At 57.7% G+C, this 14,523-nt stretch carries 13 protein-coding genes; 7 read left to right on the top strand and 6 right to left on the bottom strand.

Going from position 1 to position 14,523, the window contains the following annotated elements; translation table 11 throughout:
- Nucleotides 1–28: 28 nt before the first annotated feature.
- Nucleotides 29–685 carry a fructose-6-phosphate aldolase gene (fsa, locus tag BC440_RS18650; RefSeq protein WP_037990470.1) on the bottom strand — a complete coding sequence of 219 codons (657 nt, stop codon included), beginning with the start codon at nt 683–685 and terminating at the stop codon, nt 29–31.
- A gap of 186 nt (nt 686–871) precedes the next feature.
- Between fsa and BC440_RS18645 the strand changes: the two genes are divergently transcribed.
- On the top strand, nt 872–3,118 hold the full coding sequence (locus BC440_RS18645) for a primosomal protein N' (protein WP_071240904.1): 2,247 nt from the start codon (nt 872–874) through the stop codon (nt 3,116–3,118).
- 13 nt (nt 3,119–3,131) lie between these two features.
- On the opposite strand, the gene BC440_RS18640 is transcribed toward BC440_RS18645, so the two are convergent.
- Nucleotides 3,132–3,974, bottom strand: coding sequence for an ABC transporter substrate-binding protein (locus tag BC440_RS18640; protein WP_071240903.1), 843 nt, complete (start codon nt 3,972–3,974; stop codon nt 3,132–3,134).
- A 68-nt stretch (nt 3,975–4,042) separates the two neighbouring features.
- Between BC440_RS18640 and BC440_RS18635 the strand changes: the two genes are divergently transcribed.
- Nucleotides 4,043–4,363: a DUF550 domain-containing protein gene (locus BC440_RS18635; protein WP_083379432.1), complete on the top strand. Its 321-nt coding sequence runs from the start codon at nt 4,043–4,045 to the stop codon at nt 4,361–4,363.
- Nucleotides 4,364–4,420: 57 nt separating this feature from the next.
- Here the strand turns inward: BC440_RS18635 and BC440_RS18630 are convergent, their stop codons facing one another.
- The gene (locus tag BC440_RS18630) at nt 4,421–4,906 is read right to left on the bottom strand and encodes a hypothetical protein (RefSeq protein ID WP_071240902.1); all 486 of its coding nucleotides are present in this window, start codon (nt 4,904–4,906) and stop codon (nt 4,421–4,423) included.
- Between the two features lie 426 nt (nt 4,907–5,332).
- Here BC440_RS18630 and BC440_RS18625 point away from each other — a divergent pair, with 426 nt between their 5' ends.
- From BC440_RS18625 to atpC, 5 genes are read left to right on the top strand one after another with little or no spacing between them, the layout of a single operon-like run.
- The gene (locus tag BC440_RS18625) at nt 5,333–5,890 is read left to right on the top strand and encodes a F0F1 ATP synthase subunit delta (RefSeq protein WP_007089181.1); all 558 of its coding nucleotides are present in this window, start codon (nt 5,333–5,335) and stop codon (nt 5,888–5,890) included.
- The gene (gene atpA, locus BC440_RS18620; protein ID WP_007089180.1) at nt 5,890–7,422 is read left to right on the top strand and encodes a F0F1 ATP synthase subunit alpha; all 1,533 of its coding nucleotides are present in this window, start codon (nt 5,890–5,892) and stop codon (nt 7,420–7,422) included. Before BC440_RS18625 ends, atpA begins: the two co-directional genes overlap by 1 nt.
- A 30-nt stretch (nt 7,423–7,452) precedes the next feature.
- A complete protein-coding gene (locus BC440_RS18615) occupies nt 7,453–8,343 on the top strand; it encodes a F0F1 ATP synthase subunit gamma (RefSeq protein WP_007089179.1) in 891 nt (296 codons plus the stop codon).
- A 51-nt stretch (nt 8,344–8,394) separates the two neighbouring features.
- Nucleotides 8,395–9,813, top strand: a complete 1,419-nt coding sequence (atpD, locus tag BC440_RS18610) for a F0F1 ATP synthase subunit beta (protein WP_007089178.1) — start codon at nt 8,395–8,397, stop codon at nt 9,811–9,813.
- A 42-nt stretch (nt 9,814–9,855) separates the two neighbouring features.
- On the top strand, nt 9,856–10,260 hold the full coding sequence (gene atpC, locus BC440_RS18605) for an ATP synthase F1 subunit epsilon (protein WP_007089177.1): 405 nt from the start codon (nt 9,856–9,858) through the stop codon (nt 10,258–10,260).
- 122 nt (nt 10,261–10,382) lie between these two features.
- Here atpC and BC440_RS18600 read toward each other — a convergent pair whose 3' ends face one another.
- The 3 genes from BC440_RS18600 to BC440_RS18590 all read right to left on the bottom strand — a co-directional run bounded on the left by BC440_RS18600 (nt 10,383) and on the right by BC440_RS18590 (nt 14,448).
- Nucleotides 10,383–10,829: a response regulator gene (locus BC440_RS18600; protein WP_007089176.1), complete on the bottom strand. Its 447-nt coding sequence runs from the start codon at nt 10,827–10,829 to the stop codon at nt 10,383–10,385.
- A gap of 371 nt (nt 10,830–11,200) precedes the next feature.
- Nucleotides 11,201–12,460 carry a c-type cytochrome biogenesis protein CcmI gene (gene ccmI / locus BC440_RS18595; protein WP_071240901.1) on the bottom strand — a complete coding sequence of 420 codons (1,260 nt, stop codon included), beginning with the start codon at nt 12,458–12,460 and terminating at the stop codon, nt 11,201–11,203.
- A gap of 8 nt (nt 12,461–12,468) precedes the next feature.
- Entirely contained in the window at nt 12,469–14,448 is a 1,980-nt protein-coding gene (locus BC440_RS18590; RefSeq protein ID WP_037990475.1) for a heme lyase CcmF/NrfE family subunit, read from the bottom strand.
- Nucleotides 14,449–14,523: the final 75 nt, after the last annotated feature.

Here is a 14,523-nt window from a genome sequence, read left to right as displayed (position 1 = left end):
ACCTGATCCTTGGCCGAATTTGTCGGTCTTAGAGGATCGACTGGCCGGTTTTTGCCCAATCGGCGACAAAGGTTTCAAGGCCCTTGTCGGTCAGCGGGTGTTTGAACAGCTGGCCAAGAACCTGCGGCGGGATGGTGACGACGTCGGCACCCAGACGGGCCGAATCGACAACATGCTGCGGGCCGCGTGCGGACGCTACGAGGATTTCGGTCTGCCAGTTCGGGTAGTTGTTGTAAACTTCGGCGATGTCGGCAATCAGCTGCATGCCATCGGACGAAATATCGTCAAGGCGGCCAACGAACGGCGACACATAGGTCGCACCGGCCTTGGCGGCCAGAATGGCCTGACCGACCGAGAAGCAAAGGGTGACGTTGGTCTGGATGCCTTCGTCGGTGAAGGTGCGGCAGGCTTTGAGCCCGTCCGGGGTCAGCGGCAGCTTGACGACGACATTGTCGGCGATTTTCGCAAGTTTGCGGCCTTCGGCAACCATGGTTTCATAGTCGGTCGCGGCAACTTCGGCGCTGACCGGGCCGTCAACCACGTCACAGATTTCCTTGATCAGATCAAGGAACGAGCGGCCGGTTTTGGCAACAAGCGACGGGTTGGTGGTCACGCCATCAACGAGGCCGGATTTGGCGATTTCGCGGATTGCGTCGATGTCGGCGGTGTCGATGAAAAACTTCATTGGATTTCCTGCTCAGGAGCTTTTGAAGATCGTTGTTCGATGATGCGGTTAGCTGATAGGGTCCGGTTCCATTCAAATGACGGTACCAGACGCCCAGTGCTGTGGGACCGTTTTCTTTTGTGCCACAAGCCGGTTATGCATAATCATGCGACCAACCCAGAGGCATCCTGACGGGGTTTATAATATATGAGCGCCGCAAAGGCCATATCGGGAAATCTGTTTGGTGATGATCCGGCCTTTCAGGTGACGGGTGAAACGATCAGTGTTCTGCCGCCGCTGCCCTTGGCGGGCCCGTATGATTATCTTGTCCCCGAAGGGTTGAGCGTTCAGCCCGGCGACTTTGTCGAAATTCCACTGGGCCGTCAAACCCAGCGCGGCGTCGTCTGGGGTAAGGCCAGGGGCGACGTCGATCCGGCCAAGCTGCGCGAAATTTATGGCGTTTTGCAGGCACCGCCAATGACCGATGTAACGCGAAAGTTCGTCGATTGGGTGTCGGCCTATACCATGGCGCCGCAGGGGGCGGTGTTGCGCATGGCGATGAGTGTTTCTGATGCGCTGGAGCCGCCAAAGCCGATTTTCAGATTTACCCTTGCCGATCCGGCAGAAGGGGAAGGCGATGGCGAAAGCAGCCTTCGCATGACGCCGCCGCGCAAGCGGGTGATGGCGTTTTTGCGTGACCATCCGCCGATGGAACAGGCTGATATCATGCGCGAAACCGGTGCCGGGGCCAGCGTGATCAAGGGGCTGGTCGAAGCAGGCGTCGTCCGGCGTTTGATGGTCACCCCGCCATCGCCGTTTGACGACCCCGACCTTGATATTGCGCGCCCGCATTTGTCGGAGGCACAGGAACGCGCGGCAGACATGCTGTGTGCCAAGGTGGCGGGGGATGGGTTTTCGGTCACGTTGCTTGATGGTGTGACCGGGTCGGGCAAGACCGAAGTTTATTTCGAGGCAATCCGAACCGCGTTGGAGGCGGGACGGCAGGTGGTGGTCCTGTTGCCGGAAATCGCCCTTTCGGCGCAATGGTTGCAGCGGTTCCGCGACCGATTCGGCGTTGAGCCGGCGCTTTGGCATTCCGAAGTCGGGCAGGCGCGGCGACGCGATACATGGCGGGCGGTGGCCGATGGATCGGCAAAGCTTGTGGTCGGGGCGCGCTCCGCACTGTTTCTGCCCTATGCCAATCTGGGCCTGATCGTGGTGGATGAAGAACACGAACATGCGTTCAAGCAGGAAGACGGCGTGATTTATCATGCGCGTGACATGGCGGTGGCGCGTGCGCATCTGGGCGGTATTCCGGCGATTCTGGCGTCCGCCACCCCGTCGCTTGAGACCCTGGCGAATGTCGAAGCCGGGCGGTATGAGCGGGTCGAGCTTTCGGAACGCCACGGCATGGCGGTTTTGCCAAGTGTCGAGATTGTCGATATCCGGCAGGACAGGCCGGAGCGGCAACGCTGGATCACGCCGACCTTGAAAAAGCGGCTGGCGGAAACATTTGCCGCCGGGGAGCAGGCGATGCTGTTCTTAAACCGGCGGGGTTATGCGCCGCTAACGCTTTGCCGGGCCTGCGGGCATCGGTTCCAGTGCCCGAACTGTACGGCGTGGCTGGTGGAGCATCGGGCATGGGGCAAATTGCAATGCCATCATTGCGGTTATCAGGCCAAGGCACCCGATAGCTGCCCGGCCTGCGGGGCGGAGGAAAAGCTTGCGGCGTGCGGGCCGGGGGTGGAGCGGCTTTATGAGGAAGCGGTCGAGACATTCCCGCAAATCCGGATCGAGGTCGCGACATCGGACAATATCGCCGGGCCAAAGGCGGCGGCAGAGCTTGTCAATCGGGTGCATAATCACGAGGTTGATTTGCTGATCGGCACGCAGATTTTGGCCAAGGGTTATCATTTCCCGATGCTGACCCTTGTGGGGGTGGTCGATGCCGATCTTGGCCTTGCGGGCGGGGATCTGCGCGCGGCCGAACGCAGTTATCAGTTGATGACGCAGGTGGCCGGGCGGGCCGGACGCGGGGATCGGCCCGGCATGGTGTTGTTGCAGACCGCCGACCCGTCCAACCGGGTGATCAAGGCGATTGCGGCGGGCGACCGCGATGCGTTTAACGAGGTTGAATTATCCCAGCGCATGACGCATGGCATGCCGCCGCATGGAAGGTTGGCCGCCCTGATCATTTCGGGGAAAAAGGAAAACGAGGTCGACGAAGCCGCATGGCGGATTGGCCGGGCGGCACCAAGGGGTGATGGCATTGTCGTTCTGGGACCGGCCCCGGCCCCGTTATCGTTGCTGCGCGGGCGGTATCGCAGACGGTTCCTGATCCGGGCCGATAAACAGGTGCGGTTGCAGGCGATGATCCATGACTGGTTATCAAAGGTGAAAACACCGGGCAGTGTCCGGGTGCAGATCGATATCGATCCTTACAGCTTTATGTAGGGTCGGTTCGGATTCAGTTCTGATATTGGGACTGCCACCAGTCGAGCCCATCCGGGCCGAGGTAATCCTGAAAGATGGTGGCGAGGCGGCCATCATCGCGCATTTCGCGGATGATCTGGTCATAGCGTTTGAGAAACGCGTCCTTGTCCGGGTAATCCGACGCCTTTGAAAACACGTTATAATAGGGCGCGCGGCGAAGCGGCGGATAGATGAAGGCGATTTTTTCGCGTTGCCCGTTGCGCAGGGTTTCGTAAAGCGTGCTGAGGTAATTGACCGGCACGACATCAAAACGGTTTTCCAGCAGCATCGGGATCAGCAGATCGTTTTTGGCGACGATTTCGATATCAAGCCCCGATTGCCAGAAGGTATCGGTATAGGAATATTCCGCCGCCGCCCCGACGCGGTGGCGCGCCAGATCGGAAAAATCATTAAACGTGATCCGGTCCCGGTCTTCAATCCGCACGGCAAAGCGCCAATCGAGCAGAAGATGGGCTTCGTCGGGATAGTGCAGATACTGGCTGCGTTCGGCGTTTTGCGAAAGGGTCAGGATGATGTCGCTGCTGCCGGTCTGGGCATTGTGCAAAAGGCGGCGGCCATTATCGACAAGCTGAAAGCGGTAATCGGTGATGCCCATATCGTTGAGCACTTCGGTCATGATGTCGATATCAATGCCACGCGGATCACGGTCGACCATCCATTTCAGCGGGGCTTCGGACAGGCCTTCGATGATCAGGGTGCGGGCAGGGGCGGTGGTTGCAAAGGCCGCAATCAACAATGCCGCGATCAGGGTACATTTACCCGGCAGGTGATATCGGAACGACCCCGCCAAAAGCACGAAATCCCGGCATCGCGCCATATATTGTCTCCCGTCATGCTTGCGGGTTATGGATAGCCCAGATTTTTAAATTCCATGGATAAGATTTGATGACGAATGTTAAAAATTCAACAAGCCTGCGCGAAAGCCAGCAAAGCATATGTGACTGGGCCGAAAAGATTTTTGGCCCGGTGGCCGATCCCCGTGCGCTTGTCACGCGTGCGATGACGGAGATGAAAGAGCTTGATGAAGCGGTTGTTGACCGCGATCTTTCGGAAATCGGGCGCGAAGCGGCGGATGTGATGATTTTGCTGTATCGGCTGGTCGATCAGTTCGGTCTGGACCTTGATCATGAAGTGCAGGCGAAAATGGCGATCAACCGGGCGCGCCAATGGTCGGCCAAGGGCGATGGCACCGGATCGCATATCTAGGGTCCCGACCCTGATTGGCGGATCGGGCCACCGGTAGGGTGACCCGGCGCGATGATATCAGTTGGCGCTGTAGACCTTGCTGGACTTGCTGGTGAGCCAGGCCGGGATGGATTGCTTTTTGGAGCCGACGGTGGCGCTGTTGAAATTGTCAGCTTCGAGATAGACGTGGGTGGGGGTGATGCCCTCCGGGCTCATCCAGCTATCGGAGGGCACGTCTTCGGCCGGGGTTTCGGACAGCGGGGCGGTCACGGCATCGCAGGCGATTTTGTAAACCGTGGTTTTACCGCCGAATGCATTGAGGCGGCTATCAGCCATGGCCCTGTAATCCGCCGATGTCAGATCGACAAAAACGGAAATTGCGGTTCCGGCCTGATCCTGATCATCGTAATAGGCGCGCGAGGCGGACGGCACGAAGGGGCTGGCGGTGCCGGTTTCGACAAAACGGAAATAGCCGTTGCTACACGCGAAGGCATTGATCGGAAGCAGCAGGGCAAGGCCTGCAATCAGCAGGCCGGCCAGAGGGGACATCGAGGGCAGTTTCATTTGAACCTCCTTGGGGATGACATGGGTGTCCGGAATTGACGCCGGGAAGGTTCGAATGTGATGTCGATTACACTTTTTGATCGGAAAAAACGGTTATCGATCAGGGGTTGTACGGACGACATCGTCGAAAAAATCGGGGATTCGTTCCTTAGAGGTGATTTCCCAAAGGCAGAATCCGCCGATGGCGGGAGAGGCGGCATTATAAAATAGTTGTAAAAAGCCTCGAAACGCGAGCGATCCGGGGCTGTTTTGCCCCAACTTCAGTAAAGAATGAAAAAGACCGCCCAAATGGCGTTGCGCGGGGGTTGCCCCTGTCATGGACATGTGATACCAAACGCTCGCTTCTCGGCGGGAACACCTTCCGAGAGACCATTTTTTTATACGTATCCGAGTCGTTCTCATAACCAGAATTGAGGGCTTTCACCGGTGTCCCAAAATACTGCCGCGACCGGGCTTCAAGGGCGTTACGCCACAGCATTATTCGAATTGGCCCAGTCGGCCGATGCGCTTGATGCTGTCAAAAGCGATCTTGAATTGCTCGACCAGGCCATCGTCGAAAGCGATGACCTGCGGAATGTGCTCCGTAGTCCCGTGATTTCCCGGGATGTGCAGGCCAAGGCAATGGCGGCCCTTCTGGACAAGCTTGGCGTTTCCGAGTTGACCAAGAAGACCGTTGGCGTTCTGTGTCAGAAACGCCGCCTTTTCGTTCTGCCGGATGTTATCAGTTCCTACCTTTCCATGCTCTCAGCTTTCAAAGGCGAAGTGACCGCACAGGTGACGTCGGCTTCCGAGCTGAAGAAAGAGCAAATCGAAGCCGTTACCGGCGCTCTTAAAGAAGTTGTCGGTGCCACTGTCAAAGTGGACCTGAATGTCGATCCGGCGGTTCTTGGCGGCCTTGTCGTCAAGGTCGGTTCCCGGGTTTTTGATGCCTCGCTTCGTACCAAATTGCAGAAGCTCGAGCTCGCTATGAAAGGGGTTGCGTGATGGAAATCCGCGCCGCGGAAATCTCCGCTATTCTTAAGGATCAGATCGCCAATTTTGGCGCTGAAGCCGAAGTTGCCGAAGTCGGTCAGGTTCTGTCTGTCGGTGACGGTATCGCCCGTGTTCATGGTCTTGACAATGTTCAGGCCGGTGAACTGGTCGACTTCCCGGGTGGCATTAAGGGCATGGCCCTGAACCTTGAGGAAGACAATGTCGGTATCGTTATTTTCGGTTCCGACCGTACCATCAAGGAAGGCGACCAGGTCAAGCGTACCGGTGCCATCGTTGACGTGCCGGTTGGCAAGGAGCTGCTGGGCCGCGTTGTTGACGCGCTTGGCAATCCGATCGACGGTAAAGGTGAACTGGGTGCGAAAGAACGTCGCCTTGCCGACGTCAAGGCACCGGGCATCATCCCGCGCAAATCGGTTCATGAGCCGGTCCAGACCGGTATCAAGTCGATTGACTCGCTGATCCCGATTGGCCGTGGCCAGCGCGAGCTGATCATTGGTGACCGTCAGACCGGTAAAACCGCGATCATCATCGACACCATCCTGAACCAGAAGCCGGTGAACGATGCAGCGAAATCCGACAGCGACAAGATGTTCTGCATCTATGTTGCGGTTGGCCAGAAACGTTCGACCGTTGCACAGGTTGTTAAGGTTCTTGAAGAACGTGGTGCTATGGAAAACACCATCGTTGTTGCCGCGACCGCTTCTGATCCGGCGCCGATGCAGTTCCTGGCGCCGTTCGTTGCCTGCGCAATGGGTGAATATTTCCGCGACAATGGCATGCATGCCACCATCTTCTATGATGATCTGTCGAAACAGGCTGTTGCCTATCGCCAGATGTCGCTGCTTCTTCGCCGCCCGCCGGGACGTGAAGCTTTCCCGGGCGACGTTTTCTATCTGCACTCCCGTCTGCTGGAACGTGCTGCGAAAATGAATGACGAAAACGGCGCTGGCTCGCTGACCGCTCTGCCGGTTATTGAAACCCAGGGTAACGACGTTTCGGCGTTTATTCCGACCAACGTGATTTCGATCACCGACGGTCAGATCTTCCTTGAAACCGACCTGTTCTATAAGGGCGTTCGCCCGGCTGTGAACGTTGGTCTGTCGGTTTCGCGTGTGGGTTCGTCCGCGCAGATCAAGGCAATGAAACAGGTTGCCGGTTCGATCAAGCTGGAACTTGCCCAGTATCGTGAAATGGAAGCTTTCGCACAGTTCGCATCGGATCTTGATCCGGCGACCCAGAAACTGCTGGCACGTGGCGCACGTCTGACGGAACTGCTCAAGCAGCCGCAGTATTCGCCGCTTAAAGTGGAAGAACAGGTTGTTGTGATCTATGCCGGTGTGAAGGGTTACCTTGACGGTGTGGAAGTTGGCAAAATTCGTGCTTTCGAAGAACAGTTCCTGAACGATATCCGTTCGACCGGTTCTGACATTCTTGATGCGATCCGCACCGAGAAGGTTCTTTCGGAAGCCACCGAAACGAAGCTCAAAGCGTTCCTCGACAAGTTCGCGAAAACCTTCGCGTAAGTCTGAAATTTAGGCGAAGGAGGAAACGCAATGGCTAGTTTGAAGGATCTGCGCTCGCGCATTGCCAGCGTCAAATCGACGAAGAAAATTACTTCGGCGATGAAGATGGTGGCGGCCTCCAAGCTCCGCCGTTCGCAGGATGCAGCAGAAGCAGCCCGTCCCTATGCGGATCGCATGGGGACGATGCTGGGACGGCTTGCAGCCGCGGTTGGTGGCGCACAGGGGGCACCGAAGCTTCTGGCAGGTACCGGCAAGGATGATGTGCATCTGCTCGTCGTCTTTACCGCGGACCGTGGCCTTTGCGGTGGTTTCAACGCATCGATCATCAAAGCGACCCGTATCAAGGTCCGCGCCCTTCGCGCGGCTGGCAAAACGGTGAAGCTGATCTGTGTTGGCCGCAAGGGTGCCGATGCGCTCAAGCGTGAATTTGGTGACGCGATTGTCGCCCGGTATACTGGCGTCGAGGGCAAGAAGGGGATTGATTTCTCTGCTGCTACCGACGTTGCTGACAAAGTTCTGGCGCTGTACGAAGAAGGCGAATTTGACGTCTGCTCGATCTTCTATAACAAGTTCGTGTCAGCAATTTCGCAAGTCGTGACCGAACAGCAGCTGGTACCGTTCGCGGTGCCGGAAGCCGACGGGCAGGAAGAAGCTACCGGTTCTTCTGCGGTTTATGAATATGAGCCGTCCGAAGAAGCCATTCTGGCTGATCTGCTGCCGCGTAATGTCGGGGTCCAGATTTTCGGTGCGATGCTGGAAAGCAGTGCATCCGAGCACGGTGCGCGTATGTCCGCGATGGATAACGCAACCCGCAATGCCGGCGATATGATCGACCGACTGAGCATCCAGTACAACCGCTCACGTCAGGCCCAGATCACCAACGAACTGATTGAAATCATTTCCGGCGCCGAGGCTTTGTAAGCGGGTCGCAGGAACTAACGGATAGTTTTGTCCGAGCAGGAGACAATACCTATGGCGAACAAGAAGGCGGGGAAAATTTCCCAGGTTATGGGCGCCGTCGTCGACGTTAAATTCGACGGCGATCTGCCTCCCATTCTGAACGCGCTGCATGTTGACAACAACGGCCAGCGTCTGGTTCTTGAAGTTGCACAGCACCTTGGTGAGAATGCCGTCCGTACCATCGCGATGGACACCACCGAAGGTCTGCGTCGCGGTCAGGAAGTCATTGATACCGGTGACGCGATCTTGGTTCCGGTTGGTCCGGAAACCCTTGGTCGTATCCTGAACGTCATCGGCGAGCCGGTCGACGAACGTGGTCCGGTCAACGCGAAAATGACCTCCCCGATCCACCGTGAAGCACCGTCCTTCACCGATCAGTCAACCGACACCGAAATTCTGGTTACCGGCATCAAGGTCATCGACCTGATCGCGCCGTACACCAAGGGTGGTAAAATCGGTCTGTTCGGCGGTGCGGGCGTGGGTAAAACCGTTCTCATCATGGAACTGATCAACAACGTGGCAAAAGGCCACGGCGGTTATTCGGTTTTCGCTGGTGTTGGTGAACGTACCCGTGAAGGTAACGACCTCTATCACGAGATGATGGATTCGGGCGTTATCAACCCGGAAGGTGCATCCAAAGCCGCACTGGTTTATGGCCAGATGAACGAACCCCCGGGAGCACGTGCACGTGTCGCCCTGACCGGTCTGACGATTGCGGAATATTTCCGTGATGAAGAAGGCCAGGACGTTCTGTTCTTCGTCGATAACATCTTCCGCTTTACCCAGGCGGGTTCGGAAGTGTCGGCACTTCTGGGTCGTATCCCGTCTGCCGTGGGTTATCAGCCCACACTGGCAACCGACATGGGTGCGCTTCAGGAACGTATCACCTCGACCAAAAAAGGTTCCATTACCTCGGTCCAGGCCATTTACGTCCCTGCCGATGACTTGACCGACCCGGCACCGGCAACCTCGTTTGCCCACCTTGATGCGACCACGACGCTCAACCGTCAGATTGCCGAGCTTGGCATCTATCCGGCTGTTGACCCGCTCGACAGTACCTCGCGTGCGCTTGATCCGGGCGTTATCGGCAAGGAACACTACGAGACCGCCCGTGAAGTGCAGCGTATCCTTCAGACCTATAAGGGTCTTCAGGACATCATCGCAATTCTCGGCATGGACGAGCTTTCGGAAGAAGACAAACTGGTCGTGGCCCGTGCCCGTAAGATCCAGCGTTTCCTTTCGCAGCCGTTCCACGTTGCAGAAGTCTTTACCGGTACTCCGGGCGTGTTCGTTCAGCTCGAAGACACCATCAAGGCATTCAAGGCCATCTGCGCTGGTGAATATGACCACATGCCTGAACAGGCATTCTACATGGTCGGCACCATCGAAGAAGCCATCGAGAAAGCTAAGAAGATGGCCGAAGCTGCCTAAGGCAGCTTCGGTCCCCCTTCCCATACGGGAGAGAGGACTGTCATGACTGATACGACTGTATTGGAACTTGTTTCGCCGTCTGCCCTGCTCAAATCCGAGCCGGTCGAGATGGTCGTTGTTCCGGGCACGGACGGGAATTTTGGCGTGCTGCCGAAGCATTCGCCGATGATCTCGACCATTCGCCCCGGTGTCATCGACATCTATGCAGGTGGCAAGGTTTCCGAACGTATCTTCGTTGCCGGTGGCGTCGCCGAGGTTAACCCCGAGCGTTGCACCATTCTGGCCGAAGAAGCGGTTCCGGTTTCCGATATCAAGGCCGATGAAGCCCAGGCACGTCTTGAGACCGCGCAGGCGGACCTGAAGGCGGCAACCACGGCGCATGACAAGGCGAATGCCGAGCGTGCGCTTGAGGTTGCTCGTGCGCAGATTGCCGCACTGTCCAACTGATCATCGATCTTCGACTTTGTTAAAAAGGCCGCTGTTGTGCAGACAGCGGCCTTTCTGCTTTTGGCATGTCAGAAGGGCTGATCGGGGCAGCGTGATGGGGGTAGCCGCAACCGGCGGCGGGATCAGGGGGACGGGGTCAGGGCAAGACCGAGCCAGAAAGATTCGATCATCTTCATCAGTTCGATGAATTCCGTGACATCGACCGGTTTGCGCAGATAGCAGTTCGCCCCCGCCGCATAGCACAGATCCACATCATGTTCGGCCCCCGACGTGGTCAGTACGATCACAGGGATCGAGGCGGATGACGGATCATTCCGGATTTCGCGCAGCATTTCGCGGCCATCCTTGCGGGGCATGTTCAGGTCCAGCAGGATCAGGCGGGGCCTTGGCGCATTGCGATAAGGGCCATCCTGTTGCAGGAACTGGCGCGCGGTCATCGCATCCTTGACGTGATGCAGCGTAACCGGGTGGGTGAATTCACGGAGCGCTTCCTGAACCAATCGGGCGTCGCCCGGATTGTCTTCTATCAGCAGCAAATTGCTTACGGCCCCGCTTGCACCGGCGATCATGCGACGTCCTTATTCTTTTGGATGGGGAATGTCGGAAACTCCCCCTTTTGATAGATGAGAATTATAGTCAATCTTTTAGGGGAATTGAAGAAAAAGACAGAATAAATTCAATCTTTTAGGGGGAAAGTTTGAAATTTCTGAATCCGGTTCACTTTTTCAACGGGTCAAATTTGAGGAAACAGAACGCCAAATCAATAGGATACAGGCGAAAGTTTGATCAAAACACTATCCTTGCGTATTGTTTGGCTGGCTGCATTCGTATGGGTGTAAACAGAAAAAACGCACCGCGATTTTTCACGGTGCGTTCGATTCTGGGTGATGAATGATGGTGGCCGTTTGGGGCCGGTCATGCCGCACGGGGCGGCACGTGGTCAATTCGCAGGGATGCCCAGTTCATCGGCCAACCCGGCAAAGCGGGTCAGAAGATCGGTATCATCGGAAAATACCTGTCGGGCATTGTCATAGGCCTGCTTTGCCTGATCGGGTTGGCCGATCACCATATAGGCGCGGATCAGACGGGCCCAGCCTTCGGGGTTTTCCGGGTTTTCCGCCAGCTTGTCGGCCAGCTGGGACACCATGCCAAGGATCATTTCCTGACGTTCTTCGGGCGACATTTCGGCGGCTGCTTCCATGTCTTCGCGCGAGGGTCCTCTGGGCCCGGCAGGGGCGTTTGAGGCCATTGGCGGGGTGATCTTGATCCGGCCTGTAATGTCGATCCCCTGGGCGAGGGCGGCTTCGTCGATCCGGGCCAGCACCATCGGAAGCCATCCGGCATCGGACGGCGCACCATTCACCAGCACGATCCAGCGATCAATCGCGGCAGCGACATTGCCGTTCTGCGCATCGGCAAGACCGAGGAAATACTGGATGCGGGGATCCTTGCTGCCGGATTGGGCGGCTTCTTCGAGTGCGCCGCGGGCGATTGTGTTGACCTGACCGTTATTCGCCCGGATGACGCTTTCGGCATACATCGCCAGATAATCACCATCGCGACCGGATTGCTTGACCGCTTCGAGGAAGGCGGTCTGGGCTTCTTCGGCGCGCCCAAGCGCCATCAGACTGGCGCCAAGCAGTTCCCAGCCCTTGAGGTCATCGGGATTTTCAAGCAGGCGGTTTGACAGGTCCTGTACGGCGCGGTTCAGCGCGTCATTGCGGCTGGCGTCATTTTCGCTGGCCTGCCGGGCGGCCATGATTTCGTCAGTACGGCTGGCAATGGGGCGATCACGCAGGTCGGGGCGGCCAAAGTCCAGATAAAGGCCGATACCGCCGACAAACAGAAGCAGGGTAAAGATCGCAACAGCCGGGCGCAGGCGGGAGATGCGCGTTGCGGCCTCGCCGGATTTCTGGCGGGTGCTGATGCGCTGATCGGTGGCAAGGATGCGGCGCTGGACTTCGGTGCGGGCGGCGTCGGCCTGTTCGCCGGTCAGAACGCCGCGTTCGATGTCGCGGCCGATTTCGGCAAGCTGGTCGCGGTAAACCGCAAGATCGCGTTGCAGTTCGTCTTCGTCCATGTCGGCAAGGTGATCATCACCCGCATCGGCACTGGCGGAACGCGCATTTCGCAAGATCGGCCAGAGGACGTAACCCGCCACCAGAGCCGTCAAGGCGCCAAGAACAATCCAGATGGTCATTGAGAATCCTATTCGGCGGGTACGGTGTGAACCGTTTTGGTGGAGCGGGCAGGGGCACCGACGCGATAACGACGATCGGAGAGCGACATCAGACCACCCAGTACCATGATGATGCCACCGGCCCACATCCACGGGATCATCGGTTTGACATAGAAGCGCGTCACCCATTTGCCGCTGGCGTCTTCATCGCCGATGACAGCATAGATATCGCCGGTGAAACCGGACCGGATTCCGGCCTCGGTCGTGGGCATGCCTTCGACGGTGTAGACGCGCTTTTCCGGGGTAAGCGTTATGGTGCGTTCGCCCGGGGTTGCGATGGTGATGGTGGCCTCGCGGGCGAAGAAGTTCGGCCCCTGATATTCGCGAAGGCTGCTGAGTGTGAAGGTATGGCCCGAAACAACCGTGCTTTCACCGATGGCAAGCGATTGAACCGATTCTTCTGTCCATGCCTGTGATCCGGTGATCCCGGCAATGACAATCGCCATCCCGGCATGAGCCAGCATGGTGCCGTGTGCCGAGCGTGGCAGATTGCGCATCCGGCGGAAGCTGGTCGAGAGCGGTTCGCGGAAAAGCTTGATCCGTCCGGCCCATTCCAGCATCGTTCCAACAAACAGCCAGATCGCCAGCCCCATGCCAAACAGGGCAAAGGCCGGACCACCGGCAAGCCAGTAGGTGACGATCAGAACGAGGATCACGGCGGCAATGGCGATTTTGAGCTTGCCCAGAACCGCAAACAGATCGGCACGTTTCCAAGGCATCATCGGCCCGAATGCCATGGCAATGATCAGGGGCGTCATGATCGGAACGAAGGTGGAATTGAAGAACGGCGCACCGACCGAAATCTTTTCACCGGTCAGGGTTTCAAGCAGCAGCGGATAAAGGGTGCCGAGCAGCACCATGGCCGCGGCAATCGAGAGCAGCACGTTGTTGAAAACAAGTGCGCCTTCGCGCGAGATCGGCTGAAACAGACCGCCGCCCTTCAGGGTTGGCGCGCGCCACGCATAAAGGGCCAGCGACCCGCCCACCGTCAGACACAGCAGGAACAGAATAAACACCCCGCGCGTCGGATCGGTGGCAAAGGCATGAACCGATGTCAGCGCGCCCGACCGCACAAGGAAGGTGCCGAGCAGCGAGAAGGAAAAGGCAAGGATCGACAGGAAGATCGTCCAGCTTTTGAGCGCGTCACGTTTTTCAACGACAATCGCCGAATGCAAAAGCGCGGTTCCGGCCAGCCACGGCATGAAGGATGCGTTTTCAACCGGATCCCAGAACCACCAGCCACCCCAGCCGAGTTCGTAATAGGCCCACCAGGAGCCAAGCCCGATCCCGGCGGTCAGGAACATCCATGCGGCCAGCGTCCAGGGACGGACCCAGCGCGCCCATGCCGGATCAACCCGGCCTTCGATGAGTGCGGCAACGGCAAAGGCAAAGGCCACCGAGAAACCGACATAGCCGAGATAAAGGAACGGCGGGTGAATGGCGATGCCGGGGTCCTGAAGCAGCGGGTTCATGCCTTCGCCGTTGAGCGGCGGATTAATCACGCGTTCGAACGGGTTAGACGTCAGGAGGATGAACAGCAGGAAGCCGAGGGCAATCAAGCCCATGACGCCAACGACGCGCGCCAGAAGGCTTGGCGGCAGGTTCTGGCCAAAGCCAGCGACCGCGGCCGAAAACAGGGTCAGGATCATCACCCAGAGCAGCATCGAGCCTTCGTGGTTGGCCCAGACGCCAGTGATTTTATAGATCAGCGGTTTGGAGGTGTGGCTGTTGGCGACCACATTGACGACCGAGAAATCGGATGTGACATAGGCATATGTCAGGGCGGCAAAGCTTGTACCGACAAGGGCAAAGCAGGCAATCGCCAGACGTGGCGCAATTTTCAGAAGTGCGACATCACGCCGCGATGCGGCCAGAAACGGGATGGTCGACTGTGCCAATGCCACCACGAGTGACAGCACCAGGGCATAATGTCCGATTTCAACAATCATAAGTGGGCCTGTTGTTTGCTCTTATCCGCCTGCGGGGCTGATATAGTCGCTCCGGTCTGGTTTGAAAACCTTGCG

The organism is Thalassospira sp. MIT1004 (assembly GCF_001858545.1).
In the GTDB taxonomy this organism is placed as follows: domain Bacteria; phylum Pseudomonadota; class Alphaproteobacteria; order Rhodospirillales; family Thalassospiraceae; genus Thalassospira; species Thalassospira xiamenensis.
Note: the sequence above shows the minus strand (reverse complement) of the source record. Positions and strands in the feature narration are given on the sequence as shown.

Bases quoted from the DNA above. Each gene is read 5' to 3' on its own strand.
- fsa (WP_037990470.1), bottom strand. From the start codon at position 685: ATGAAGTTTTTCATCGACACCGCCGACATCGACGCAATCCGCGAAATC.
- BC440_RS18645 (WP_071240904.1), top strand. From the start codon at position 872: ATGAGCGCCGCAAAGGCCATATCGGGAAATCTGTTTGGTGATGATCCG.
- BC440_RS18640 (WP_071240903.1), bottom strand. From the start codon at position 3,974: ATGGCGCGATGCCGGGATTTCGTGCTTTTGGCGGGGTCGTTCCGATAT.
- BC440_RS18635 (WP_083379432.1), top strand. From the start codon at position 4,043: ATGACGAATGTTAAAAATTCAACAAGCCTGCGCGAAAGCCAGCAAAGC.
- BC440_RS18630 (WP_071240902.1), bottom strand. From the start codon at position 4,906: ATGAAACTGCCCTCGATGTCCCCTCTGGCCGGCCTGCTGATTGCAGGC.
- atpA (WP_007089180.1), top strand. From the start codon at position 5,890: ATGGAAATCCGCGCCGCGGAAATCTCCGCTATTCTTAAGGATCAGATC.
- BC440_RS18615 (WP_007089179.1), top strand. From the start codon at position 7,453: ATGGCTAGTTTGAAGGATCTGCGCTCGCGCATTGCCAGCGTCAAATCG.
- atpD (WP_007089178.1), top strand. From the start codon at position 8,395: ATGGCGAACAAGAAGGCGGGGAAAATTTCCCAGGTTATGGGCGCCGTC.
- atpC (WP_007089177.1), top strand. From the start codon at position 9,856: ATGACTGATACGACTGTATTGGAACTTGTTTCGCCGTCTGCCCTGCTC.
- BC440_RS18600 (WP_007089176.1), bottom strand. From the start codon at position 10,829: ATGATCGCCGGTGCAAGCGGGGCCGTAAGCAATTTGCTGCTGATAGAA.
- ccmI (WP_071240901.1), bottom strand. From the start codon at position 12,460: ATGACCATCTGGATTGTTCTTGGCGCCTTGACGGCTCTGGTGGCGGGT.
- BC440_RS18590 (WP_037990475.1), bottom strand. From the start codon at position 14,448: ATGATTGTTGAAATCGGACATTATGCCCTGGTGCTGTCACTCGTGGTG.